Here is a 26,322-nt window from a genome sequence, read left to right as displayed (position 1 = left end):
TCGCCGCTCTTAGTGAACCATCATGTTGTAGTTAAGGTTCCACATAATCCAGATGGAACCGACTACCAGGATAGCGATGATAATCACGGTAAAGATAAAGGCAGTCATATTCCAGCCTTCATCGGACCTGGTGTTCATGTGCAGGAAGCAGACCAGATGCACCAGAATCTGAATCACCGCAGTCACCAGGATGACACCCAAAATGACCGGCTTCGACGCAGAACCGTTCATCACCATCCAGAACGGGATAACCGTCAGGATGATCGACAGGATAAAACCTGTCATGTAGGTTTTTACGCTACCGTGGGAAGCGCCGTGATCGGTTGAATGACTCATTACATCGCCCCCATCAGATAAACAACAGAGAACACACAGATCCACACCACGTCCAGGAAGTGCCAGAACAAGCTCAGGCACATGATACGGGTACGGTTAGTGCTGGTCAGGCCGCGGCGGGATACCTGGAACATCAGTACCGCCATCCAGATCAGACCCGAGGTTACGTGCAGACCGTGCGTACCGACCAGCGCAAAGAACGCTGACAAGAAGCCGCTGCGATCCGGGCCGAAGCCTTCCGCAATCAGGTGATGGAATTCATAGATTTCCATCCCGATAAATCCAGCACCAAACAACCAGGTCAACGCCAGCCAGGAGACAACCTGGCTCTTGTTGTTTTTGTACATGGCGATAGCCGCCATGCCGTAGGTGATGGAGCTGATTAACAGCAGTGCGGTTTCAACCAGAACGAATGGCAGTTCAAAAATGTCCTTGCCGGTTGGCCCGCCCGCAGTGCCGTTCACCAGAACGGCATAGGTTGCGAACAGACAGCAGAACAGAATGCAGTCGCTCATGAGGTAGATCCAGAAACCGAAGACTTTCATCGGTCCTGTATCGTGGTGCGCATGCTCATGCGCGTGGGCAGTTGAGTGCGCCAGAGTATCAGTTGCCATTTTTCAGCCCCGCTTTAGAAATCTCGTCGAAATGCTGCTTTTCCAGCGTTTCAACTTCACGGACTGGTACGTAGTAGTCCACGTCCTCGTCAAAGCTCTTCACAATCCAGCTGATTAAGATGCCAGCGAAGCCAACAATCGCCATCCACCAGATGTGCCAGATCATTGCGAAACCAAATACCGTCGCGAAGGCGGCAATCACAATGCCCGCACCGCTGTTTTTCGGCATATGGATCTCTTCGTAATGCGCAGGTTGCTTGTACGCTTCACCTTTTTCTTTCATTTCCCAGAATGCGTCGCGTTCATGGATCTGCGGCACAACGGCGAAGTTATAGAAAGGCGGTGGAGAAGAGGTTGCCCACTCCAGCGTACGGCCACCCCATGGGTCACCGGTCAGGTCACGGTTCTGATCGCGGTCGCGAATAGAAACGTAGAACTGGATCAGCTGAGAGGCGATACCACATGCAATAAGGACTGCGCCACCCGCTGCAATCATAAGCATTGGGTGGAACTGTGGATCAATTTGCTGGCTCAGGCGACGGGTCATCCCCATGAAGCCCAGCACGTACAGCGGCATAAATGCCACGAAGAAGCCGATAATCCAGAACCAGAACGCGCGTTTACCCCATTTTTCGTTCAGGGTGAAACCGAACGCTTTTGGCCACCAGTAGGTTACGCCCGCGAAGCAACCGAAGACCACGCCGCCGATGATAACGTTATGGAAGTGCGCAATCAGGAACAGGCTGTTGTGTAGAACGAAGTCAGCGCCTGGTACCGCCAGCAGTACGCCAGTCATGCCACCTACGGAGAAGGTAACGATGAAGCCGATGGTCCACAGCATTGCTGAGTGGAACACAATACGGCCCTGATACATTGTGAACAGCCAGTTGAAGATCTTAACCCCGGTAGGGATTGCGATAATCATCGTGGTGATACCGAAGAAGGCGTTTACGTTCGCGCCCGCACCCATGGTGAAGAAGTGGTGCAGCCAAACGATGAACGACAGAACGGTAATACACACGGTTGCCCACACCAGTGAGGTGTAACCAAACAGGCGTTTACGCGAGAAGGTCGCCGCGATTTCGGAGAACACGCCGAACACAGGCAGAACCAGGATGTAAACTTCCGGGTGGCCCCATGCCCAAATCAGGTTGATGTACATCATCATGTTGCCACCCATATCATTGGTAAAGAAATGGGTGCCCAGGTAGCGGTCCAGGGTCAGCAGCGCGATGGTGACGGTGAGAATTGGGAATGACGCGATAATTAGGATGTTGGCGCACAGAGAGGCCCAGGTAAATACCGGCATCTTAAACATGGTCATGCCAGGGGCACGCATCTTGATAATGGTCACGAAGAAATTAATACCGGTCAGGGTAGTACCGACACCGGAGAGCTGAAGCGCCCAAATCCAGTAGTCAACGCCTACACCCGGACTGTACTCAATGCCCGACAGCGGCGGATAAGCTAGCCAGCCGGTCTGTGCAAATTCGCCCACGCCCAGTGACAGGTTAACCAGAATGACGCCGACCACCGTGAGCCAGAAGCTCAGGTTGTTCAGGAACGGGAACGCAACGTCGCGGGCGCCGATTTGCAGCGGAACGACAACGTTCATCAGGCCTACAACCAGCGGCATCGCCACGAAGAAGATCATGATAACGCCGTGGGCGGTAAAGATCTGATCGTAGTGGTGCGGCGGCAGGAAGCCCGCTTCCCCCGCAGACGCGAGCGCCTGCTGGCTACGCATCATGATTGCATCCGCAAAGCCACGAATTAACATGACGATACCGACGATGCAGTACATGATGCCGAGTTTTTTGTGGTCAACCGAAGTCAGCCACTCATTCCACAGGTAGCTCCACTTACCAAAGTAAGTGATCAAGCCCAGTAAGGCTGCGCCACCGATGATAATTGCAGCCACCGTAACCACGATAATGGGTTCATGGTAGGGCACTGCATCCAGTGTCAATTTTCCGAACATTTTCTTCCTCGGCCCCTTAGTGAGCGGTTTCCGCGTGGCTCATGTCCATACCTTCCATTCCGTCGTGTGCGCTGTGCTCACCTTCAGGCTGGGTCATGTCCATGCTCTTGCCGTGATCCATAAATTTGCCAATAACGTCTTTAAACAAATTAGGTTTCACATTAGAGAAGTACTCCACCTTGTTGTATTCGCTAGGCGTAGCCACTTTCTCGAACGCCGCCATGTCAGACATGGTGTTTGTAGACTGTTTCGCTTTTTCAACCCACTGGTCGAATGCGGCACGGTCTGGCGTCGCGATAGCTTTGAACTTCATACCCGAGAAGCCCGGGCCGCTATAGCTGGCGGAGATACCGTCGTAGGTGCCTGCTTCATTGGCAATCAGGTGCAGGTTAGTCTGCATACCGGCCATCGCGTAAATCTGGCTACCCAGACGCGGGATGAAGAAGGAGTTCATTACGGAGTTGGAGGTCACTTTGAACTGAACCGGAGTGTTCGCCGGGAAGGCGATTTCATTCACGGTAGCAATACCCTGTTCCGGGTAGATAAAGAACCATTTCCAGTCCATGGAGACCACTTCGATGGTAATGGGTTTCTCGTCGTGAACCAGCGGTTTGCTCGGCTCAAGCGCGTGAGTGGTTTTCCAGGTCAATACGGCAAGGAACAGGATGATCAGAATTGGCACTGTCCAGACCACAGCTTCAACTTTATTGGAGTGTGACCAGTTAGGGCTATACTTCGCATCTTTATTGCTCGCACGATACTTCCAGGCGAAACCAACAGCCATCAAAATGGCGGGAATAACCACAATCATCATCAGGCCAAATGCCGTCAGAATCAATGAGCGTTGTTCCAGTCCAATCTGTCCTTTGGGGTCTAGTAGTGCAGAATCGCAGCCACTGAGTAATACAGTGCCTGCTAATAATGACAACCATCCCAAACTTTTATTGTATTTCCTGAGTCTCATTTAACGACCTCAATTCCACAGAGTCTGGTGGCGTTTAAAGTGTGGGGGCATTTTACGGGAAGGTTACATTACTGTAAACATCATTAGACCTGTGTCAGGAAGGTGTTACCGGGTTCTGCTGTACATGTCACATGTGTTGCAAATTATGTCGATTTTTAATACACAGGCCGCAGGCTATGGGCTTTATAACGAATGGACCCCCAAGCATAGCCTAAAAGGGGCAATTGGTATAACCATTATCAATAATAAACATAAAATTAACATTTAATTATCAATAAAAAGACATTTGAAAAACGAAAATTCAATCTTTCAAACGCTGAATCGTTTAACGAAAAATAGCATTTCGGAACATGCTCCAGTAATTTCCAAAAACTATCCCGCACAAAACAACAAATATTTTTTTGTAAAGTGCGGGACATTAGCCCGTTATAATTTCAGATGGTGATTACAACGGGAAATAACCTTTCGTTTTTACCTTCGCGTTACCGGCGTTTTACGCAGCGCCAGATAGTCAAGTATCCCCCCCGTCAGGATGCCAGCGACGGCCAGAACCGCCCCGACGTCGAGGAGAATGGCGTCGAGCGCAAGCGCAAGCGTGGTGGTGGCATTAATAATCAGCACCACCAACCACAGAGCCAGCGCTAAACAGCCCAACATTAACAGGCGTAAAGCAAAACAGTAGGCGCGGTGATACTCCGTGCGCGGCATAAAGTGTTCAGTCTGCTGGGTATATTCCAGCGTCTGGCGGCATACCAGCAACAATAAAATACCGGGTACTGCTGCCACAACTGAGAAAAGATAAAACGACGGCCAGCCGTAGGCTTCAACAAACCAGCCTGCAACAGGGCCGACATAAACACGTCCAACGGCGGAAAGGGCTGAAAGCAACGCAAACTGCGTGGCGGAAAACGACTTGTTGCACAGCGTCATCAGCAGGGCGACAAACGCTGCGGTTCCCATCCCGCCACAGAGGTTTTCCAGGAACACCGCTGACGCCATACTGATCATATTTTTATCGGTGATCGACAGCAGCCAGTAACCCGCGTTAGACACCCCTTGCAGAATGCCAAAAATCAGGAGTGCGCGAAAAAGCGTGAGGCGTTGCATCAACACGCCGCCATACAGCGCCCCGACAATGGTGGCGAACAGCCCCAGCGTTTTGTTGACTACGCCAACTTCTGCGGCATCAAAGCCAACACCGCGTATAAGGAAGGTGGTCGTCAGGCTCATAGCGAACGCATCACCCAGCTTATAAAGGACGATGAGCAGCAGGATAAGCCAGGCGTTATTGCGGCCAAAGAAGTCACGTAAAGGTTCGGCGACCGCTTGCTCCAGCGAGCGTGGAGCTGGGATCACATCGCTCGGTTCAGGTGCCATAAGGGTGGCAATAATGCAGGGAATGAGCAGGGCCGCCATCAGCCAGTACATGCCCTGCCAGCCAAGATAGCGGTCTGCCAGCCACAGCGCCAGCCCGCCGGAAATCAGCATTCCCAGACGATAGCCCAGCACGCTGATTGCGGCTCCGGTGCCGCGCTCTTCAGCGGGCAGCACGTCCGTTTTCCAGGCATCAAAAACGATATCCTGCGAGGCGGAACAAAAGGCAATCACCACGGCAAGCGCGGCCATCCAGCGTAGCTGCGTCGACGGCTCGAGGAACCCCATTGCGGCAATGGCGAGCAATAACAGGATCTGCGTCATGATTAACCACCCGCGACGCCGCCCGAGGAACGGGGGAGTATAGCGGTCCATCACCGGCGACCACAGGAACTTAAAGACGTAAGCCTGGCCGACGAGGGAGAAAAAGCCGATGGTTTTGAGATCGATATTCTCGACGGTCATCCATGCCTGCAGAGTGCCGGAGGTGAGCGCGAGCGGTAAACCGGAGGCAAAGCCAAGGATCAGCAGAATGGCTGATTTGGGTTGCTGGAAAATGCGTAAGTAATGGTTGGACATAATTTTATCATGCTGACCCGGTGAAGTACCGGGTCAGAGGGCAGAATTAACGGGCGTTCTGCTTGATGAAGTCGTGAATGCTGGTGTCCTGCGCCATATCGGCGATGGTGTCGGTCAGCACGCTGTTAACCGCATCAGCAATATTTTTGTTGGAGGCCTGGAAAGCGCCTTCGACAGAGTAGCTGGCACGGTAATTTTTGTTCATCTTGTTGCCGTTCTTCGCCGTCGCAATGATGGCGATATCCGCTTTGGTGGAGATGTTGTAGCGAACGTTACCTTGCGAAACGTCAGCGTACAGGTTGTTAACGATAATCTGCAGATCAACTGCGCCGCTTGGGCCAACCATGTATCCGCGGGAGGTCATCTGTTTTTCCAGCACTTCCTGGAGCAGGAAGCGCAGATCGCGGGAGGCGGTCAGCGTAACCTGCTGGTTGTCGCGGGTGACTTTTGCCAGAGCCTGATCCTGACGCTGATCGGCACCGTTGATACTGACCGTTACACCCATCAGGCTTGGATCCTGCTGAGGCAGGGTAATTTTTGGTGAAACATCAATGGTGGTTGGCGGAGTCGCGCAGCTTGCCAGCATAAAAAGGGCTACCAACGGAAAGAAGAGTTTTTTTAACATTTCAGGTTCTCAACGAATCGTAAGCATGTTTATAGAGAAAAATTGTCATCATCATAACATCGCTAACGGTCAGGGGAAGTGGTCAATGCATGTAAATTCATCGTCTTGTCTGAAAACTGACCAGCCTAACCTTTATCTCACGTCATAATGACAAAACGGTTGAACCTTATAGTGAACTTCATTCGCCTGGAGGAGAAAATCGGACGTAAGCTAAATAATTGTTGTTTTGATGTAATGGAAACGGTAAAAGCGGCTAACATTTAAAGGGATGGGTGACATCCTGGCGTTGTCGGAGGAGTAATTTCATGATGATACGTGAACAGATAGAAGATAAATTAAGGGCAGCGTTCGACCCTGTGTTTCTCGAAGTTGTCGACGAAAGCTATCGTCATAACGTGCCGGCAGGTTCTGAAAGCCACTTCAAAGTGGTTCTGGTCAGCGATCGTTTCCTGGGAGAGCGTTTCCTGAACCGACACCGCTTGATCTACAGCACCTTGACGGAAGAACTCTCCACGACCGTACATGCGCTGGCGTTGCATACCTACACTATTAAGGAGTGGGAAGGGCTGCAGGATACGGTTTTCGCATCACCTCCTTGTCGCGGTGCAGGCTCTATAGCCTGATAAATCGGATTTGCAACCACTGGAGTTTTTCCAGTATGTTGCATACAGATTTCGTTAAACGGCCTGCGGGCCGTTTTGTTTTGTCTGAGTTTTGAGCGGATGGTGCGTTTTTAAGACTAAAAATAGCCTTAAAGTGTGAAAAAAAGCCGCAGCAACATGCCCCAACCGTTCTCGACTCACCTAAGTGATGCCGCTATAATGCCGCGTCTTAATGAATGTCTTCGGGATGATTCTGGCGACAGGGAATGTGAATCTGCACTAAGAGAGCATCCCGGTATAACAGACAGATTCAGAGTTGACCGAGCACTGTGATTTTTTTGAGGTAACAAGATGCAAGTTTCAGTTGAAACCACTCAAGGCCTTGGCCGCCGTGTAACGATTACTATCGCTGCTGACAGCATCGAAACTGCTGTGAAAAGCGAGCTGGTCAACGTAGCAAAAAAAGTACGTATTGACGGCTTCCGCAAGGGCAAAGTTCCAATGAATGTCGTTGCTCAGCGTTATGGCGCTTCCGTGCGTCAGGATGTGCTGGGTGAACTGATGAGCCGCAACTTTATTGATGCGATCATTAAAGAAAAAATTAATCCAGCCGGTGCGCCGAACTATGTTCCAGGCGAATACAAGCAGGGTGAAGACTTCACCTACTCTGTTGAGTTCGAAGTGTACCCGGAAGTCGAGCTGAAAGGTCTGGAAACTATCGAAGTAGAAAAACCGATCGTAACCGTGACTGACGAAGACGTTGACGGCATGCTGGATACCCTGCGTAAACAGCAGGCGAACTGGAAAGACAAAGATAGCGCAGTTGACGCTGAAGACCGTGTCACCGTTGACTTCACCGGTTCTGTTGACGGAGAAGAGTTCGAAGGCGGCAAAGCGTCTGACTTCGTACTGGCAATGGGACAGGGCCGTATGATCCCAGGCTTCGAAGAGGGTATCAAAGGTCATAAAGCTGGCGAAGAGTTCACCATCGACGTGACCTTCCCGGAAGAATACCACGCTGAAAACCTGAAAGGTAAAGCAGCCAGGTTCGCCATCAACCTGAAGAAAGTTGAAGAGCGCGAACTGCCAGAACTGACTGAAGAATTCATCAAACGTTTCGGCGTGGAAGATGGCTCTGTGGCAGGTCTGCGTGCTGAAGTGCGTAAAAACATGGAGCGTGAGCTGAACGGCGCGGTGCGTAACCGTATCAAATCTCAAGCAATCGATGGTCTGGTGAAAGCGAACGAGATCGACGTTCCTTCTGCTCTGATTGACGGCGAAGTCGACGTTCTGCGCCGCCAGGCTGCACAGCGTTTCGGTGGCAACCAGCAGCAAGCGATGGAACTGCCGCGCGAGCTGTTCGAAGAGCAGGCTAAACGTCGTGTTGTTGTTGGCCTGCTGCTGGGCGAAGTGATTCGCACCCACGAGCTGCAAGCTGACGAAGAGCGTGTTAAAGGCCTGATCGAAGAGATGGCTTCCGCATACGAAGATCCATCAGAAGTTGTTGAGTTCTACGGTAAGAACAAAGAGCTGATGGACAACATGCGTAACGTCGCACTGGAAGAGCAGGCTGTTGAAGCGGTACTGGCGAAAGCTAAAGTGTCCGAAAAAGCGACCTCTTTCAACGAACTGATGAACCAGCAGGCGTAATTTCGCCCTAACGGTCCAAAGTTTAAACAAAAAACCCGTTGCCCTTCGGCGACGGTTTTTTTTTATCACAGCTTTATGCCAGGAAGAGTGCTAAAACGCCCTTTCAGTGTTAGCGTAACAACAAAAGATTGTTATGCTTGAAATAGGGCAGTGTGAACCCCATAAATATGAAATCGCGATGATTGAGACTGGCTGATAATCCGTCCATAAGGTTACAATCAGTACCGCAGGTGTTTTCAATTTTGATCCAGGAGACGGAAATGTCATACAGTGGCGAACGAGATAACTTTGCACCCCATATGGCTCTGGTGCCAATGGTTATTGAACAGACCTCCCGTGGTGAGCGTTCTTTTGATATCTATTCCCGCCTGCTCAAGGAACGCGTTATCTTTCTGACAGGCCAGGTCGAAGACCATATGGCAAACCTGATTGTGGCACAGATGCTGTTTCTGGAAGCGGAAAACCCGGAAAAAGACATTTACTTGTATATTAACTCACCGGGTGGCGTGATCACGGCAGGGATGTCCATTTACGACACCATGCAGTTTATTAAACCAGATGTAAGCACGATCTGTATGGGTCAGGCAGCATCCATGGGGGCTTTCCTGTTAACCGCAGGGGCTAAGGGCAAGCGTTTCTGCCTGCCGAACTCCCGGGTGATGATTCACCAGCCGCTGGGGGGTTACCAGGGCCAGGCAACGGACATCGAAATCCATGCCCGTGAAATTCTGAAAGTAAAAGCGCGCATGAATGAACTTATGGCGCAGCATACGGGTCAACCTCTCGAGCAGATCGAGCGTGATACCGAGCGCGATCGCTTCCTCTCTGCACCAGAAGCAGTCGAGTACGGCTTAGTCGACTCTGTGTTGACCCATCGTAATTGATGCCCGCGACGCGAGTGTGCCGCTATACTCAAGTAGGGCGTCACGTTGCTTTAAGCAGCTTGCGTCTGAATATGGCATTTGCGTCGTCATGTGCGGCACAAAGAACTTAAAAAGAGGTTTGGACTCATGACAGATAAACGCAAAGATGGTTCGGGCAAACTGCTGTACTGCTCTTTTTGCGGCAAAAGCCAGCATGAAGTGCGTAAACTGATTGCCGGGCCATCCGTGTATATCTGCGACGAGTGTGTCGATTTATGTAACGACATCATTCGCGAAGAGATTAAAGAAGTAGCCCCTCACCGTGAGCGCAGCGCGCTACCAACACCGCATGAGATCCGTCATCATCTTGACGATTATGTCATCGGCCAGGAGCAGGCGAAAAAAGTGTTGGCGGTGGCGGTGTATAACCACTACAAACGTCTGCGTAATGGCGATACCAGCAATGGCGTCGAACTGGGTAAAAGTAACATTTTGCTGATCGGCCCGACCGGTTCCGGTAAAACGCTGCTGGCAGAAACCCTGGCGCGTCTGCTGGACGTTCCGTTCACGATGGCGGATGCGACCACCCTGACCGAAGCGGGTTACGTGGGCGAAGATGTTGAAAACATCATCCAGAAGCTGCTGCAGAAATGCGATTACGACGTGCAAAAAGCACAGCGCGGGATTGTCTACATCGATGAGATCGACAAGATTTCGCGTAAGTCAGACAACCCGTCTATCACCCGTGATGTGTCCGGCGAAGGCGTTCAGCAGGCACTGCTGAAGCTGATAGAAGGTACTGTCGCCGCGGTTCCGCCGCAGGGTGGGCGAAAACATCCGCAGCAGGAGTTCCTGCAGGTTGATACCTCTAAGATCCTGTTCATCTGTGGTGGTGCGTTTGCTGGCCTGGATAAAGTCATCTCCCACCGTGTTGAAACGGGTTCCGGCATCGGTTTTGGCGCGACGGTGAAATCCACGGCTGAAAAACCGAACGAAGGCCAACTGCTGTCCCAGGTTGAACCGGAAGATCTGATCAAGTTTGGTCTCATCCCCGAGTTCATTGGCCGTCTGCCCGTGGTGGCTACGCTGAATGAACTGAGCGAAGACGCGCTGATTCAAATCCTGAAAGAGCCAAAAAATGCGCTGACCAAGCAGTATCAGGCGCTGTTCAATCTGGAAGGCGTTGAGCTGGAATTTCGTGATGAAGCGCTGGATGCGATCGCCAGGAAAGCCATGATTCGCAAAACCGGCGCCCGTGGTCTGCGTTCCATTGTGGAAGCGGCGCTGCTCGATACCATGTACGATTTACCGTCCATGGAAGATGTTGAGAAAGTGGTTATCGACGAGTCTGTAATTGGCGGTCAGACCAAGCCATTGCTGATTTACGGCAAACCCGAAGCCCAGCAGGCATCTGGCGAATAATTAATCAGATCATACAAGCAGTTAATCAAAAAGGGGGGATTTTATCTCCCCTTTACTTTTTCCGTATTCATGGCGTTGAATGTAGGGAATACATCCCCATATACTGGATTACATGTTACTGGTTATGTGAAGCACAGTGACATGACCAGCTTACCTGGCGGACACTAAACTAAGAGAGAGCTCTATGAATCCTGAGCGTTCTGAACGCATTGAAATCCCCGTATTGCCGTTGCGCGATGTGGTGGTTTATCCGCACATGGTCATACCCTTATTTGTAGGGCGGGAAAAATCTATCCGTTGCCTCGAAGCCGCCATGGATCATGATAAAAAAATCATGTTGGTGGCGCAGAAAGAAGCATCAACGGATGAGCCGGGTGTAAACGATCTTTTCACCGTCGGGACCGTGGCCTCTATTTTGCAGATGCTGAAGCTGCCTGATGGCACCGTTAAGGTGCTGGTAGAAGGCTTACAGCGTGCGCGTATTACCACGCTATCTGATGATGGCGAACACTTCTCTGCGAAGGCAGAGTACCTTGATTCGCCTGAGCTTGACGAGCGCGAGCAGGAAGTGCTGGTGCGTACCGCGATTAGCCAGTTTGAAGGCTATATCAAGCTGAACAAGAAAATCCCACCTGAAGTGCTGACGTCGCTGAACAGCATCGACGATCCTGCGCGTCTGGCGGATACCATCGCTGCCCATATGCCGCTGAAGCTGGCTGACAAACAGTCCGTGCTGGAAATGTCCGACGTTAACGAACGTCTGGAATATCTGATGGCGATGATGGAGTCAGAGATCGATCTGCTGCAGGTTGAGAAGCGTATTCGCAACCGCGTCAAAAAGCAGATGGAGAAATCACAGCGTGAGTACTATCTGAATGAGCAAATGAAAGCTATTCAGAAAGAGCTCGGCGAGATGGACGACGCACCGGATGAAAACGAAGCGCTGAAGCGTAAGATCGATGCGGCGAAAATGCCGAAAGAGGCAAAAGAGAAAGCGGAAGCAGAGCTGCAGAAGCTGAAAATGATGTCTCCGATGTCGGCAGAAGCGACCGTTGTGCGCGGCTACATTGAGTGGATGATTCAGGTTCCGTGGAGTGCCCGTAGCAAGGTCAAAAAAGATCTGCGTCAGGCTCAGGAGATTCTGGATACCGACCATTATGGCTTAGAACGGGTGAAAGACCGCATTCTTGAGTATCTCGCGGTACAAAGCCGTGTAAACAAAATTAAAGGGCCAATCCTGTGTCTGGTTGGGCCGCCAGGGGTAGGTAAAACCTCTCTGGGTCAGTCTATCGCCAAAGCGACCGGACGTAAGTATATCCGCATGGCGCTGGGTGGCGTACGCGATGAAGCGGAAATTCGCGGTCACCGTCGTACCTACATTGGCTCCATGCCGGGCAAACTGATCCAGAAGATGGCGAAAGTGGGGGTTAAAAACCCGCTGTTCCTGCTCGATGAGATCGACAAAATGTCTTCGGACATGCGTGGCGATCCGGCGTCTGCGCTGCTGGAAGTGCTTGATCCAGAACAGAACGTGGCGTTCAGCGATCACTACCTGGAAGTGGACTACGATCTGAGTGATGTCATGTTCGTTGCCACCTCCAACTCCATGAACATTCCGGCCCCGCTGCTGGATCGTATGGAAGTGATTCGTCTGTCAGGTTATACCGAAGACGAGAAGCTCAACATTGCGAAACAGCACTTGCTGCCGAAGCAGATTGAGCGTAATGCTTTGAAAGGTACCGAACTGACCGTAGAAGACAGCGCCATCGTCGGCATCATTCGTTACTATACCCGTGAAGCGGGCGTGCGTAGCCTAGAGCGTGAAATCTCTAAACTGTGTCGTAAGGCGGTTAAACAGCTGCTGCTGGATAAGAGCCTGAAACACATTGTGATTAACGGCGACAATCTGCATACCTACCTGGGCGTTCAGCGCTTCGACTATGGTCGTGCGGATAACGAAAACCGCGTGGGCCAGGTAACCGGTCTCGCGTGGACGGAAGTGGGCGGCGATCTGCTGACCATCGAAACCGCCTGTGTGCCGGGTAAAGGCAAACTGACCTACACCGGTTCGCTGGGTGAAGTGATGCAGGAGTCCATCCAGGCTGCGCTGACCGTGGTGCGCGCACGTGCAGAAAAACTGGGTATTAACGCTGATTTTTACGAAAAACGTGATATCCATGTTCACGTCCCGGAAGGGGCAACGCCGAAAGATGGTCCAAGCGCAGGTATTGCCATGTGTACCGCTCTGGTCTCCTGTCTGACAGGGAACCCAGTGCGTGCCGATGTGGCGATGACGGGTGAAATCACCCTGCGTGGCCAGGTACTGCCAATTGGCGGATTAAAAGAAAAACTGCTGGCAGCACACCGTGGTGGGATCAAAACCGTATTGATTCCTTACGAGAATAAACGCGATCTGGAGGAGATTCCGGACAACGTGATTGCCGATCTGCAGATCCATCCGGTGAAACGTATTGAAGAAGTTCTGAGTCTTGCCCTGCAAAATGAACCCTCCGGAATGCAGGTTGTAACGGCAAAATAGTGACCTCGCGCAAAGAGCGTCAATAAATATAAGGCTGGTAAGTCATTTCGCACTTGCCAGCCTTTTTTTGTATAGCTAATTTAGATTGCTGATTGGGCCAGCCATCTACAACGGGTGTTGTAAGGTCATAGCAGGCCTGATATAACTGCTGCGCGGTCGCGTTGTTAAGGATTCAGGCGCGATATAAATTATAAAGAGAGGAAGAGAACAGTGAATAAATCTCAACTGATTGACAAAATTGCTGCTGGTGCCGATATTTCCAAAGCTGCAGCTGGACGTGCGTTAGATGCATTAATTGCTTCTGTTACTGAATCTCTGCAGGCTGGGGACGACGTTGCACTGGTAGGTTTCGGTACTTTTGCTGTTAAAGAGCGTGCTGCCCGTACTGGCCGCAACCCTCAGACCGGTAAAGAGATCACCATTGCTGCCGCTAAAGTGCCGGGTTTCCGTGCAGGTAAAGCGCTGAAAGACGCAGTAAACTGATTGCTTTCCCGCTTCAGGGAAGCCGAAAAGTACAAGGGCGCATCATCTGATGTGCCTTTTTTGTTTCTCAAGAGCTGATTTGTGCGAGTTTATGCGAGTTGTGGGCTGACAATTGCCCTGTTTTCTTGTCACAATACATCTTTAGGCGCGACGGTAAGGATTTCCGTTTGCGTCAGGTAACCAGTCACCTACAGCGGAGTGTTGTTACACCATGATGGACAGCTTACGCACGGCTGCTAACAGTCTCGTGCTCAAGATTATATTTGGTCTCATTATCCTGTCGTTTATTCTGACCGGCGTGAGCAGTTACCTTATCGGCGGTGGCACGAACTACGCCGCAAAAGTGAATGGCCAGGAAATCAGCCGTGGGCAGTTCGAGAACGCTTTCGCCGGTGAACGTAACCGTATGCAGCAACAGTTGGGCGATCAATTCTCTGAGCTGGCTGCAAATGAAGGCTATATGAGAACCCTGCGCCAACAGACGCTGAACCGCCTTATTGACGAAGCGCTGCTGGACCAGTATGCCAAAAACTTAGGGTTGGGCATTAGCGACGAGCAGGTTAAAAAAGCTATCTTCTCTACTCAGGCCTTCCAGTCCGACGGCAAGTTCGACAACGCGCGTTATAACAGTATCGTCAATCAGATGGGCATGACCGCCGATCAATACGCGCAGGCGCTGCGTAATCAACTGACCACTCAGCAACTGATCAACGCGGTTGTCGGCACCGATTTTATGCTCAAAGGGGAAACTGACGAACTGGCCGCCCTGGTGGCTCAACAGCGCGTTGTGCGGGAAGCGACTATTGATGTGAATGCGCTGATGGCAAAACAGCAGGTTAGCGAGGCAGAAATTAGCGCCTTCTACGAGCAGAATAAAAACGCATTCATGTCCCCTGAACAGTTCCGCGTGAGCTACATCAAGCTGGACGCCGCGGCGCTACAACAAACGGCATCTGACGCGGATATTCAGTCTTACTACGATCAGCATCAGGATCAGTTTACCCAGCCGCAGCGTAACCGTTACAGTATTATTCAGACCAAAACTGAGGCTGATGCGAGGGCGGTACTGGATGATCTGAACAAGGGCGCTGATTTCGCGACCGTTGCAAAAGCGAAATCGACCGATATTATCTCTGCCAAAAATGGCGGTGATATGGGCTGGCTGGAAGACGCGACAACCCCGGACGAGCTGAAAAATGCAGGCCTGAAAGAGAAAGGTCAACTGTCTGGGGTGATCAAATCTTCCGTTGGTTTCCTGGTGGCACGTCTTGACGATATTGAAGCCGCGAAAACCAAACCGCTGGCCGAGGTTCGTGATGATATTGCGGCGAAAGTGAAACAGGAAAAAGCGCTGGATGCCTACTACGCCCTGCAGCAGAAAGTGAGCGACGCGGCGAGCAACGACAACGAATCCCTGGCAGGTGCAGAGCAGGCAGCGGGCGTGAAGGCGGTTGAAACGGGCTGGTTTGGTCATGACAACCTGCCGGAAGAGCTGAACTTCAAACCGGTTTCTGATGCTATCTTCAACGGTGGTCTGGTTGGCGAAAACGGCACGCCAGGCAGCAACTCCGACATCATTACCGTCGACGGGGACCGTGCCTTTGTCCTGCGCGTCAGTGAGCACAAAGCTGAGGCAGTCAAACCGCTAGCGGAGGTGAAAGATCGGGTTATTGCTCAGGTTCAGCACAACAAAGCGGTGCAGCAGGCGAAACTGGATGCAGAGAAGATCCTGGTTGAGCTGAAAGCGGGCAAAGAGGATGCGCTTAAAGCGGCGGGGCTGAGCTTTGGTGAGGCGAAAACGCTGAGCCGTACCGGCCAGGACCCGATCAGCCAGGCCGCATTTGCTCTGAGCCTGCCGGCGAAGGACAAACCAGGCTTCGGTATGACCACCGATGACCACGGGAACGTTGTTCTGCTGGCCCTGGACGACGTTAAAGCAGGCACCATGCCGGAAGAGCAGAAGAAAGCTATGGTTCGGGGTATCACCCAGAACAATGCCCAGATTGCTTTCGAAGCGATGATGAGCAACCTGCGTAAAGATGCCAAAATCAAACTGGGTGATGTGATTACTCAGCAGCAATAACTACGTATCAGCTCGCAGATTTTCGTAACGCTCTGCAATAACTAAAGGCCGCTTTCGCGGCCTTTTCCATTTCTGCAATCTGCTGTTTGTGCCTGTTTTTGCGGGCGGCTATCGTGACATGGCTGTCAACAAACAAGGAGAAAACAGCATGAAATGTGGAATCAAAGCACTGTTACTTTCGCTAACGTTTGCCACCTGCGGGCTAAGCGCAGGCGCACTGGCGGCGACACCTGCGGCCAAAGCGCAGGTATTACAGAGCAAAACCGACTCAACCGCGCAGAACCCGGGTCAGGCAAAAGCAACCGATGCCGCTAAGGGTACGCAGGATGAAGGTACGCGAGTGAGCATCAATTCGGCATCTGCAGAAGATCTCGCCCGCGCAATGAACGGTGTTGGGCTCAAAAAAGCTCAGGCCATCGTCAGCTATCGCGAAGAGTATGGCCCTTTCAAAACCGTCGACGATCTTAAGCAGGTACCTGGGATGGGAAGCTCACTGGTTGAGCGCAACCTCTCACACCTGATGTTGTAATCGCACAATTACTTGCACAGCAGCAAAATTTTGCCAGGATAAAGAGGTCATACCAGTTGTGACCTCTCATCCTATAACAACGAAAGGCTTTCGCGCTATGCAGACAAAAATCAAAGTACGCGGTTTTCACCTCGATGTTTACCAGCACGTGAATAACGCTCGCTATCTTGAGTTCCTTGAAGAGGCGCGTTGGGACGGGCTGGAAAACAGCGATAGCTTTCAGTGGCTGACTGCGCACAACATTGCGTTCGTGGTCGTGAACATTAATATCAACTATCGCCGCCCGGCCGTACTGGGAAATGTGCTTACCATCACCAGTCAGGTTCAACAGTTGAATGGGAAGAGCGGGGTGCTAAGTCAGGTGGTAACGCTGGATCCTGAAGGGCAAGTTGTTGCCGATGCGCTGATCACCTTTGTCTGTATTGATCTGAAAACACAGAAAGCATTGGCGCTGGAAGGGGCGTTGCGCGAAAAGGTAGAGTTGATGATCGTGTAAAAGTGTTGTCTTTTATAACAGACAAAAGGCTTTTTCAGAGATTACGTTATTGAGCGTTACCAGACCCGTGACGGCAAATTCCGTTTGAGGAGTGGGAGGCGTAGATGCAAAGAAAGGATCCGGCGTTAGCGTTTCGGATCCTTCTGCGTATTTAATCGCCTTAAGGCACGTCATCGAAGCCTACGGCGGCATGGGTGAAACTCTGCCAAAGCTGGTTTGTCACCTCTGCAGCTATATCGAACCTTGTCTGTCAACGCTAATGAAAGTGAACCGCTCTGCCGGCGTGAAACTCTTCGACAGCACGGTGAAGAAGCCTTACTTCAGCCCGGTCTTTTTCTGCATCGCGACCATCACCCCGGCTTTATCGGCAAGATAGTGGTTCAGCCCCTTTGCCCGCAGATTGCAGGCCGCGCAGTGGCCGCAACCGTCGCCTTTGATACCGTTGTAACAGGTCAGGGTTTCGCTGCGAACAAGGTCCAGTTTGCTCCAGTAGTCGGCCAGCGCCCAGGTCTCTGCTTTATCCAGCCACATAAGCGGCGTTTCGAAGCGCGTCTCTTTTGCCATACCCAGGTTCACCGCGTGATTGAGCGCTTTTACGAACGCATCGCGGCAGTCCGGGTAGCCGGAAAAAATCGGTTTCACATACGCCGGTGATCACCGCTTCGGCTTTCACCTGGTAGGCATAAATCGCCGTCAGGGTCAGGAACAGAATATTGCGGCCCGGCACGAACGTATTCGGCATGCCGCTGGCGTCCGGTTCGTAATCCGGTACTGGAATACTGTCGCGGGTGAGGCTGCTGACGGCCAGTTCATTTAATAGCGTAACGTCCATTACCTTGTGCGCGCGAGCACCCAGTTTCAGGGCCAGTTCTCGGGCCACGTCGATTTCAGCGCGGTGGCGCTGGCCATAATCGAAAGTGACACAGTGAACTTCATCATACTGATGAAGAGCCTGAACCAGGCAGGTAGTAGAATCTTGTCCTCCGCTGAACACGACGACGGCACGTTTCATAAATCATCTCGACAATTACGGTAAAACGTCATGTTACCGCCTGGCCGGGGCGGCGACCAGCTTCTTCACGATTTAGGGGCCGGGATCCAAGCTTCGGTGAAATCAAACCAGCCGCGGGTGTTCAGCCGTATCCCCTTAACGCCTGGCGGTGCGCTGATTCGATACTGATAGTTAAACAGCGGTGTCAGTACCGCTGTTTCCATAAGCTGATTGAAAATGACCTTCAGGCCAGCATGCCGGGCCTGTACATCACCCTGGCGTTGTACGGCATCCAGCGTAGCCTGAAGATGAGCATATTGCGCTGCGCTCAACAGATGCGGCCAGAGCGTATCGCAGCGTAGCCACTGCTCAAGCGTATATTCAGGTGCTTCACCAATTAGCCTGTCGCCCATCATGATGTCCGCATTAGCAATTCGCTGGCATCCATCCCAGGTTTTCGCATCGTGAAAGATAACGGTAAGCTCACACCCCTGCTGCGCAAGATACGCTTTTAGCTGGCTGGCCATGGTGTGTAATTCTACGGGCAGATGGTAAACCAGGGTTAGCGCCTTCGGCAGAGGAACGTCCGCTAAGTCCTCCCACCGGGGAATACGCCAGCCCGGGAGAAGTTCCTCTGTTGGCGTGATTAACCCCTCGTTGAGCGGTAGCGTATGCAGAAGCCTCGACAAATGAATGATATTGATAAGCCGCCGTGCCTGCATTTCATCAAAACGGACGCTCTGTTTTAGCGTGAGATAACAAAAACCCAGGCTGGTGCTGTTACTCACAAGACGTAGGCTTTCCAGCTGATCGGGTTCGCCGATCGCGATTTGCACCGGATGACGACAGCTGGTTCCCAGGCCGGAGTCAAACAGCGTTGGGGTTATCCAGAACTCAATCGCCTTCAGCAGCGGGTGGCTAAGATGGTACTGCTCATGGCTTTCAAGGCGGACTAAATCGGGATCGTAAACGCTCAGCCTGAAAGGGCCGCTTCCCGTCATGGGGTGGTCGGGATGAGCAAGGCGGCTACAGTAGGTCGCCAGTCGATGTGCCAGCCAGAAATCCCCGCGATGCAGAATAAAGGTCAGACACTGCGGATGGGTGACTTCAATACGCAAGACGCTCTGGAAAAGTTTACGCAGGGCAGGCAGGGTCAGCAGCGCTATCAGGCTTCGCTGAAGCTGTACCGTCTCTATTTTATCGCCGTTATGCCAGTGCAGAGTGGATCGGATGTAAAAATGCCAGCGCAGGCCGTCATCCGATACCTCCCAGTGATGCGCCAGATCGCCCGTGGGTTCGCTGTGATTACCGTTGAAACGCGTCAAGCCGGAGAAGACCTGTCCAGCCAGATGCTGCTCTGCCCGCCCGGGTAAGAAGCCAGGAACAAGCGGATCCAGCGAACGGTAGTAGGGAATACGCAGGGTCGGCGTATCGTTTTGCCACAGGCCTCCCATGAAAGGATGCAACAGTGCGCGCAATTCGTCGGGGGCAAGCTGGGCCAGCTCCAGGGCGTTGTGCTGCTGTCCGCTCTTCAGCGCCTCTTCCATCATCGCATTGCGCAATGATTCCGGGGAGACATGAAATATCAGCTCACCGCGTTTACCGCGACCAGATTGCGCGCGCCAGCTAAGCCAGCCCGCCTCCTGAGCCTGACGCAGAAGCGTACGGACATGGCGCTCGCTGCAAAAACAGCGGCTGGCCAGTTCGCTGACGGTAACCTGCTGCGGCGCACCTTCTGAAGGTCGCCACAGGCGTTGATACTGGTTGAGACGGTTAAGCTGGCGCATGGTAAACCCGGAACAATAATTTTCATCTATTCACTATTACTTCCGTATATCTCACGGGATACTGATGCACAAGTTAAACGCATCACATTTCGGGAGTAATCATGGCCAGGCTCGCTGCATTTGATATGGACGGCACGCTGTTAATGCCGGATCACCGATTAGGGAATAAAACCCTGAGCATCCTGAAGCGCCTGCATGAACGTGATGTCACCCTGACGTTTGCCACCGGCCGCCACGTGCTGGAGATGCGTTATCTGCTGGGAGCATTCTCTCTCGATGCGTTTTTGATAACCGGCAACGGCACGCGAATTCACTCCGTCGAAGGGGAGGTGTTGCACCGACAGGATCTCAATCCCGAAGTGGCGGAAATCGTGCTGCACAGCACCTGGGATACGCAGGCCAGCGTGCATGTTTTTAATGATGACGGCTGGTTTACCGGCCGCGACATACCCGAAATTCTGCACGCGCATGTTGACAGCGGTTTTAAGTATCAGCTTACCGATCTGCGTCGTATCCCTGCTCATGCTGTGACCAAAATCTGTTTCTGTGCCGATCATGACGATCTCTGCCGCTTACGCATTCAGCTTAATGATGCGTTAGGCGACCGGGCGCACCTGACGTTTTCAGCATGGAATTGCCTGGAGGTGTTGCCGGCTGGCTGTAACAAAGGTTCTGCCCTGGCGGTACTGAGCGACCACCTGGGCTTTACGCTTCAGGATTGCATGGCGTTCGGTGACGCAATGAACGACCGGGAGATGCTGGGCAGCGTCGGGCGCGGTCTTATCATGGGGAATGCGATGCCGCAGCTGATTGCCGAGCTTCCTCATCTACCGGTTATCGGTCACTGCCGTAATGAGGCGGTGTCCCATTTTTTAACCCATTGGCTGGACAAAAACACCCTCCCATATTCCCCCGAATAGTGAGACCCTGCCAGCAAGCCAGACGTCGGTCTGGCTTTTTTTATTGCACCAACTGGGTAATCTGCGCTTTCCAGGGGGCTACGTCGCCAATGTTGGCCTGCACCCATTGCGCATTGTAGTAGGTCTCCAGGTAGCGCTCACCGCTGTCGCACAGCAGCGTAACGATAGACCCCGTCCGGCCCTCATCCCGCATACGGGCAGCCAACTGCAGTGCGCCCCACATGTTAGTGCCGGTAGAGGCGCCCACTTTGCGGCCGAGCTGCGTCTGTAGCCAGTGTGCGGTGGCTACGCTGGCGGCATCCGGAACACGCAACATTTCGTCTACCACGTCAGGAATGAACGATGGCTCAACACGCGGGCGGCCAATCCCTTCAATTTTACTGCCTACCGGGCTACGCAGGCCCGTATTACGGCTCTGCCAGTAGTCGAGGAACACAGAGTTCTGCGGGTCAACCACCATTAGCTGGGTATCGTAACCCTGGCTGCGAATATAACGCCCAATGGTCGCGGATGTGCCGCCGGTACCTGCGCTCATCACCACGTAAGAGGGAACCGGGTGCGGCTCGTGCGTCATCTGGCGGAAAATACTGTCGGCGATGTTGTTATTGCCGCGCCAATCGGTGGCACGCTCGGCGAAAGTGAACTGGTCCATATAATGGCCGTTCAGCTCGCGGGCCAGCGTTTCTGAGGCCGCATAAATCTCGCAGGCGCTTTGCACAAAGTGGCAGCGTCCACCGTAAAATTCGATCTCCTCGATTTTGCGTTTTGCGGTACAGGCGGGCATTACCGCGATGAACGGCAGTCCCAGCAGGCGGGCAAAGTAGGCTTCTGAAACCGCCGTTGAACCGGATGAGGATTCAACGATCGGGGTGCCTTCTTTGATCCAGCCGTTACACAAGCCGTATAAGAAGAGAGAACGTGCCAGCCGATGCTTCAGGCTACCAGTGGGATGAGTACTTTCATCTTTAAGGTACAGCTGAATGCCGCTAAACCCCGGCAGGTTCAGGCGGATTAAATGGGTATCTGCCGAGCGTTGATAATCGGCATTGATTTCGCTGATGGCATGCTTAAGCCAGGTGCGATTAGTTGTATTTGATATGTTGATCATTTCTTTGTTTGTATTCATGTGATTTGTCATTTTGTGCCAAGCATAGCGAAAAGCACAGAAAAAATTGTTGCTATCTGGCCTTTAAAATAGAATGAAGAGAGAAAAATTTTCTCTGTGAGGTGGGTATGCTAGATAAAATCGATCGCAAGCTGCTTTCATTGCTGCAAGGTGACTGCACCCTCTCTTTGCAGGCGCTGGCAGATGCCGTTAATCTGACCACCACGCCCTGCTGGAAGCGACTCAAGAAACTCGAAGATGACGGCATCCTGCTGGGACGTGTTGCGTTATTAGATCCTGAAAAACTGGGGCTTGGACTGACCGCCTTTGTCCTGATAAAAACACAGCACCACAGCAGCGACTGGTATAGCCGCTTCGTTACTCAGGTAGCCGAAATGCCGGAGGTACTTGGTTTTTGGCGCATGGCAGGGGAGTACGACTACCTGATGCGTGTTCAGGTCGCGGACATGAAGCGTTACGACGATTTTTATAAGCGGCTGGTCAATAGCGTGCCGGGCTTGTCGGACGTCACCTCAAGTTTTGCCATGGAACAGATAAAGTACACCACAGCATTACCCATTGAATAAATTCGTTAAATACCTTCAGGAACAAACCGCGTGCGATTATTTGCCCAATTAAGCTGGTACTTTCGTCGGGAGTGGCAACGCTATCTCGGCGCAGTATGCCTGCTTATTATCATTGCCATTTTGCAGTTGATCCCGCCAAAAGTGGTGGGATATGTCGTGGATGGCGTCACAGAACAGCATTACACCACCGCACGGGTGCTGATGTGGGTTGGCACGCTGGTGCTGACCGCGGTGATTGTTTACCTGCTGCGCTACGTCTGGCGGGTACTGTTATTTGGCGCGTCCTATCAACTGGCCGTCGAGCTGCGTGAGGATTTTTATCGACAGCTTAGCCGACAACATCCTGAGTTTTACCTGCGCCATCGTACCGGCGACCTCATTGCCCGCGCCACTAACGACGTCGACCGCGTGGTGTTTGCCGCCGGTGAAGGTGTGCTAACGCTGGTGGATTCGCTGGTTATGGGCTGTGCGGTGTTGATTGTCATGTCGACCCAGATCAGCTGGCAGTTAACCCTGATGGCGCTCCTGCCCATGCCGATTATGGCTCTGGCGATCAATCGCTACGGGGAAAAATTACATGCGCGCTTCAAACTGGCGCAGGCTGCGTTTTCATCGTTAAACGATCGCACCCAGGAAAGCATGTCCAGTATTCGCATGATCAAAGCTTTTGGTCTGGAGGACAGACAGTCTGCGCTGTTTGCCGCCGATGCGGCGGACACCGGGGCGAAAAACATGCGTGTAGCCCGTATTGATGCTCGTTTTGATCCCACTATTTATATCGCAATCGGCATGGCTAATCTGCTGGCGATTGGCGGCGGAGCTGGATGGTGGTGCAGGGCTCTATGACCCTCGGCCAGTTAACCAGTTTTGCGATGTACCTGGGGCTGATGATTTGGCCGATGCTGGCCCTGGCCTGGATGTTCAACATTGTTGAGCGCGGCAGCGCGGCATACAGCCGTATTCGCGACATGCTGGCTGAAGCACCGGTAGTAAATGACGGCAGCGAGCCGGTGCCGGAAGGGCGCGGGGTGTTGAAAGCCGATATTCAGTCGTTTAGTTATCCACAGACAGATCAAACGGTGCTCGAAAACCTGAACTTCACGCTGCAGCCCGGTCAGATGCTGGGGATTTGCGGTCCTACCGGCTCGGGTAAAAGTACCCTTTTGTCGCTGCTCCAGCGTCACTTTGATGTAACGCAGGGCGACATTCGTTTCCATGATATTCCGCTAACGAACCTGCTGCTGGACAGTTGGCGCAGACGCCTGGCAGTGGTCAGCCAGACGCCGTTTTTATTCTCCGATACCATCGGCAACAATATTGCCCTTGGATGTCCTTCTGCAACCCAGCAAGAGATCGAGCACGTCGCGCGATTAGCCAGCGTGCATGAGGATATTCTGCGTCTGCCTCAGGGCTATGAGACAGAGGTGGGCGAGCGGGGCGTGATGTTGTCCGGCGGGCAAAAACAGCGAATTTCCATTGCCCGTGCGCTGCTGCTTAACGCCGAAATTCTCATTCTGGATGATGCGCTCTCGGCTGTTGATGGCCGCACCGAGCATCAGATTCTGCATAATCTGCGTCAGTGGGGCGAAGGACGCACGGTTATTATCAGCGCCCATCGGCTGTCGGCGCTGACGGAAGCCAGTGAAATTGTGGTGCTGCAGCACGGGCATATCGCCCAGCGCGGAGACCACGACTCTCTTGCTCAACAACCTGGCTGGTATTGCGATATGTATCGTTATCAGCAGCTTGAAGCGGCGCTGGATGATGCCCCGGAACAGGACGAGGAGGCCGCCAATGCATAAACCGGCAACGATATGGCCGACGCTTAAACGTCTGCTTGCCTACGGCTCGCCGTGGCGCAAGCCGCTCTCGATCGCGGTATTTTTGCTGTGGATTGCGGCGATAGCCGAGGTGAGCGGCCCGCTGCTTATCAGTTATTTCATCGACAATATGGTGGCGAAAAGCTTTATGCCGCTTGGGCTGGTGGCGGGCTTGGGCGTGGCTTACGTCGGGTTACAACTGATGGCGGCCGGGCTGCACTATGCGCAGGCTCTGCTCTTTAACCGGGCGGCCGTTGGCGTGGTACAGCAGCTTCGCACGGACGTGATGGACGCAGCGCTGCGCCAGCCATTAAGTGAATTTGATACTCAGCCGGTCGGACAGGTTATTTCCCGCGTAACGAATGATACCGAGGTGATCCGTGACCTGTACGTCACCGTGGTGGCAACCGTGCTGCGCAGCGCAGCCCTGATTGGGGCGATGCTGGTGGCCATGTTCAGTCTCGACTGGCGAATGGCGCTGGTGGCGATTGCCATCTTCCCGGCGGTGCTGATTGTCATGGTTATCTACCAGCGTTACAGCACGCCGATTGTCCGCCGGGTGCGCACTTATCTGGCCGATATCAATGATGGCTTTAATGAAGTGATTAACGGCATGAGCGTCATCCAGCAATTTCGTCAGCAGGCGCGCTTTGGCGAGCGAATGGGCGAAGCCAGCCGTTCACACTATATGGCGCGAATGCAGACGTTACGCCTTGACGGTTTTCTGTTACGGCCGCTGCTCAGCCTTTTCTCGGCGCTGGTACTGTGTGGTCTGCTAATGCTGTTTGGCCTGACAAACCACGGCACGATTGAAGTTGGCGTGTTGTATGCCTTCATTAGCTATCTCGGACGCCTTAACGAGCCGCTCATTGAACTCACTACCCAACAATCCATGTTGCAACAGGCCGTGGTAGCTGGTGAGCGTGTCTTTGAGCTGATGGACCGACCGCGTCAGACTTACGGTAATGACGACCGTCCGCTGCAAAGCGGATCCATAGCCTTTGATAACGTCTCCTTTGCCTACCGCGATGACCGGCTTGTCTTGCAGGACATCACACTCGATGTGCCTTCACGGGGTTTTGTCGCTCTGGTTGGGCACACCGGAAGCGGTAAAAGTACCCTTGCCAGTCTGCTGATGGGGTATTACCCCTTAACGCATGGCGAAATTCGCCTCGACGGTCGCCCGCTTGCCTCGCTCAGCCACAACACGTTGCGCAAAGGCGTCGCGATGGTGCAGCAAGATCCTGTGGTGCTGGCCGATACCTTCTTCGCCAACGTGACGCTGGGTAGGCCATACACCCCGGAACAGGTTTGGGATGTGCTGGAAAAAGTGCAACTGGCAGCGCTGGCGCGCGGGTTTAGCGAAGGGATTAACACCAGGCTGGGAGAGCAGGGGAATAACCTCTCTGTTGGGCAAAAGCAACTCCTGGCGCTGGCGCGGGTGCTGATTGAAACGCCGCAGGTGCTGATTCTGGATGAAGCAACGGCCAGTATTGACTCCGGCACTGAACAGGCTATCCAACAGGCGCTGGCTGCAGTACGTAACCAGACGACGCTGGTGGTCATTGCGCATCGCCTTTCAACGATTGTCGACGCAGACACCATTCTGGTTCTGCATCGTGGTCAGGCCGTTGAACGCGGAACGCATCGGCAATTGCTGGAGGCGAAAGGGCGCTACTGGCAGATGTACCAGTTGCAGCTGGCGGGGGACGAACTGGCCGCCAGCGCACGAGATGAAGAATCGCTTAGCGCCTGATGCACCAACATCAGGCAATGCGCTAACAGTCATTACTGTTGGTGCAAACCGGAAACGCGCCCTGCACTGTCATGGTGCGTTTTTTTTTCGCCCGCCTCAGGCTAAACCCCTTTACTGGCGCGTTACCGCGCATATTCCCTCTGTTTTCAATTGTGGCACATCCCTTGCAATATCTCCCGGGTGAGCGGCGGCCATTACTGCATTCTGACTGGAGGG

At 52.8% G+C, this 26,322-nt stretch carries 20 protein-coding genes and 2 pseudogenes; 13 read left to right on the top strand and 9 right to left on the bottom strand.

Going from position 1 to position 26,322, the window contains the following annotated elements; all coding sequences use genetic code 11:
* Positions 1–9 precede the first annotated feature (9 nt).
* The 6 genes from NL510_RS17865 to NL510_RS17840 form a co-directional block, all read right to left on the bottom strand.
* On the bottom strand, positions 10–336 hold the full coding sequence (locus NL510_RS17865) for a cytochrome o ubiquinol oxidase subunit IV (protein WP_253378872.1): 327 nt from the start codon (positions 334–336) through the stop codon (positions 10–12).
* A complete protein-coding gene (locus NL510_RS17860; RefSeq protein WP_253378870.1) occupies positions 336–950 on the bottom strand; it encodes a cytochrome o ubiquinol oxidase subunit III in 615 nt (204 codons plus the stop codon). Before NL510_RS17860 ends, NL510_RS17865 begins: the two co-directional genes overlap by 1 nt.
* The gene (gene cyoB, locus NL510_RS17855; RefSeq protein ID WP_253378868.1) at positions 940–2,931 is read right to left on the bottom strand and encodes a cytochrome o ubiquinol oxidase subunit I; all 1,992 of its coding nucleotides are present in this window, start codon (positions 2,929–2,931) and stop codon (positions 940–942) included. The genes NL510_RS17860 and cyoB overlap by 11 nt, the downstream gene beginning before the upstream one ends.
* Before the next feature lie 16 nt (positions 2,932–2,947).
* Entirely contained in the window at positions 2,948–3,895 is a 948-nt protein-coding gene (cyoA, locus tag NL510_RS17850) for a cytochrome o ubiquinol oxidase subunit II (RefSeq protein ID WP_253378866.1), read from the bottom strand.
* Between the two features lie 471 nt (positions 3,896–4,366).
* Complete coding sequence (gene ampG / locus NL510_RS17845) at positions 4,367–5,848, bottom strand: muropeptide MFS transporter AmpG (RefSeq protein WP_253378864.1); 1,482 nt, start codon at positions 5,846–5,848, stop codon at positions 4,367–4,369.
* Positions 5,849–5,894: 46 nt separating this feature from the next.
* Entirely contained in the window at positions 5,895–6,473 is a 579-nt protein-coding gene (locus NL510_RS17840; protein WP_253378862.1) for a lipoprotein, read from the bottom strand.
* A gap of 305 nt (positions 6,474–6,778) precedes the next feature.
* Between NL510_RS17840 and bolA the strand changes: the two genes are divergently transcribed.
* From bolA to NL510_RS17795, 9 genes are all read left to right on the top strand, one after another.
* The gene (gene bolA, locus NL510_RS17835; RefSeq protein ID WP_253378860.1) at positions 6,779–7,096 is read left to right on the top strand and encodes a transcriptional regulator BolA; all 318 of its coding nucleotides are present in this window, start codon (positions 6,779–6,781) and stop codon (positions 7,094–7,096) included.
* Positions 7,097–7,426: 330 nt separating this feature from the next.
* On the top strand, positions 7,427–8,725 hold the full coding sequence (tig, locus tag NL510_RS17830) for a trigger factor (RefSeq protein ID WP_253378859.1): 1,299 nt from the start codon (positions 7,427–7,429) through the stop codon (positions 8,723–8,725).
* A gap of 260 nt (positions 8,726–8,985) precedes the next feature.
* On the top strand, positions 8,986–9,609 hold the full coding sequence (clpP, locus tag NL510_RS17825; protein ID WP_010428105.1) for an ATP-dependent Clp endopeptidase proteolytic subunit ClpP: 624 nt from the start codon (positions 8,986–8,988) through the stop codon (positions 9,607–9,609).
* A gap of 126 nt (positions 9,610–9,735) precedes the next feature.
* A complete protein-coding gene (gene clpX / locus NL510_RS17820) occupies positions 9,736–11,010 on the top strand; it encodes an ATP-dependent protease ATP-binding subunit ClpX (RefSeq protein WP_253378858.1) in 1,275 nt (424 codons plus the stop codon).
* A 184-nt stretch (positions 11,011–11,194) separates the two neighbouring features.
* Positions 11,195–13,549, top strand: coding sequence for an endopeptidase La (gene lon, locus NL510_RS17815; protein ID WP_253378857.1), 2,355 nt, complete (start codon positions 11,195–11,197; stop codon positions 13,547–13,549).
* A gap of 210 nt (positions 13,550–13,759) precedes the next feature.
* On the top strand, positions 13,760–14,032 hold the full coding sequence (hupB, locus tag NL510_RS17810; RefSeq protein WP_002444653.1) for a nucleoid-associated protein HU-beta: 273 nt from the start codon (positions 13,760–13,762) through the stop codon (positions 14,030–14,032).
* Positions 14,033–14,243: 211 nt separating this feature from the next.
* A complete protein-coding gene (gene ppiD / locus NL510_RS17805) occupies positions 14,244–16,115 on the top strand; it encodes a peptidylprolyl isomerase (protein ID WP_253378856.1) in 1,872 nt (623 codons plus the stop codon).
* Between the two features lie 148 nt (positions 16,116–16,263).
* Positions 16,264–16,644, top strand: a complete 381-nt coding sequence (locus NL510_RS17800; protein ID WP_253378855.1) for a helix-hairpin-helix domain-containing protein — start codon at positions 16,264–16,266, stop codon at positions 16,642–16,644.
* A gap of 97 nt (positions 16,645–16,741) precedes the next feature.
* Complete coding sequence (locus tag NL510_RS17795) at positions 16,742–17,140, top strand: YbgC/FadM family acyl-CoA thioesterase (protein WP_253378854.1); 399 nt, start codon at positions 16,742–16,744, stop codon at positions 17,138–17,140.
* A gap of 315 nt (positions 17,141–17,455) precedes the next feature.
* Here the strand turns inward: NL510_RS17795 and queC are convergent.
* Positions 17,456–18,152 (bottom strand): annotated as a pseudogene (queC, locus tag NL510_RS17790) (7-cyano-7-deazaguanine synthase QueC).
* 65 nt (positions 18,153–18,217) lie between these two features.
* Positions 18,218–19,918: an SgrR family transcriptional regulator gene (locus tag NL510_RS17785; protein WP_253378853.1), complete on the bottom strand. Its 1,701-nt coding sequence runs from the start codon at positions 19,916–19,918 to the stop codon at positions 18,218–18,220.
* A gap of 101 nt (positions 19,919–20,019) precedes the next feature.
* On the opposite strand from NL510_RS17785, the gene cof reads away from it, so the two are divergent.
* Entirely contained in the window at positions 20,020–20,838 is an 819-nt protein-coding gene (gene cof / locus NL510_RS17780; RefSeq protein ID WP_253378852.1) for an HMP-PP phosphatase, read from the top strand.
* A 40-nt stretch (positions 20,839–20,878) separates the two neighbouring features.
* Here cof and NL510_RS17775 read toward each other — a convergent pair whose 3' ends face one another.
* Entirely contained in the window at positions 20,879–21,946 is a 1,068-nt protein-coding gene (locus tag NL510_RS17775) for a PLP-dependent cysteine synthase family protein (protein ID WP_253385002.1), read from the bottom strand.
* Positions 21,947–22,071: 125 nt separating this feature from the next.
* Here NL510_RS17775 and NL510_RS17770 point away from each other — a divergent pair, with 125 nt between their 5' ends.
* The 3 genes and pseudogenes from NL510_RS17770 (at position 22,072) to NL510_RS17760 (ending at position 26,106) form a co-directional block, all read left to right on the top strand.
* Positions 22,072–22,530: an Lrp/AsnC family transcriptional regulator gene (locus NL510_RS17770; RefSeq protein ID WP_253378851.1), complete on the top strand. Its 459-nt coding sequence runs from the start codon at positions 22,072–22,074 to the stop codon at positions 22,528–22,530.
* Positions 22,531–22,560: 30 nt separating this feature from the next.
* Positions 22,561–24,332, top strand: a pseudogene (locus tag NL510_RS17765) (SmdA family multidrug ABC transporter permease/ATP-binding protein).
* Positions 24,325–26,106, top strand: a complete 1,782-nt coding sequence (locus NL510_RS17760) for a SmdB family multidrug efflux ABC transporter permease/ATP-binding protein (protein ID WP_253378850.1) — start codon at positions 24,325–24,327, stop codon at positions 26,104–26,106. The pseudogene NL510_RS17765 and the gene NL510_RS17760 overlap by 8 nt, the downstream one beginning before the upstream one ends.
* Positions 26,107–26,322: the final 216 nt, after the last annotated feature.

It is taken from the genome of unidentified bacterial endosymbiont (assembly GCF_918797525.1).
In the GTDB taxonomy this organism is placed as follows: Bacteria; Pseudomonadota; Gammaproteobacteria; order Enterobacterales; family Enterobacteriaceae; genus Enterobacter.
Note: the sequence above shows the minus strand (reverse complement) of the source record. Positions and strands in the feature narration are given on the sequence as shown.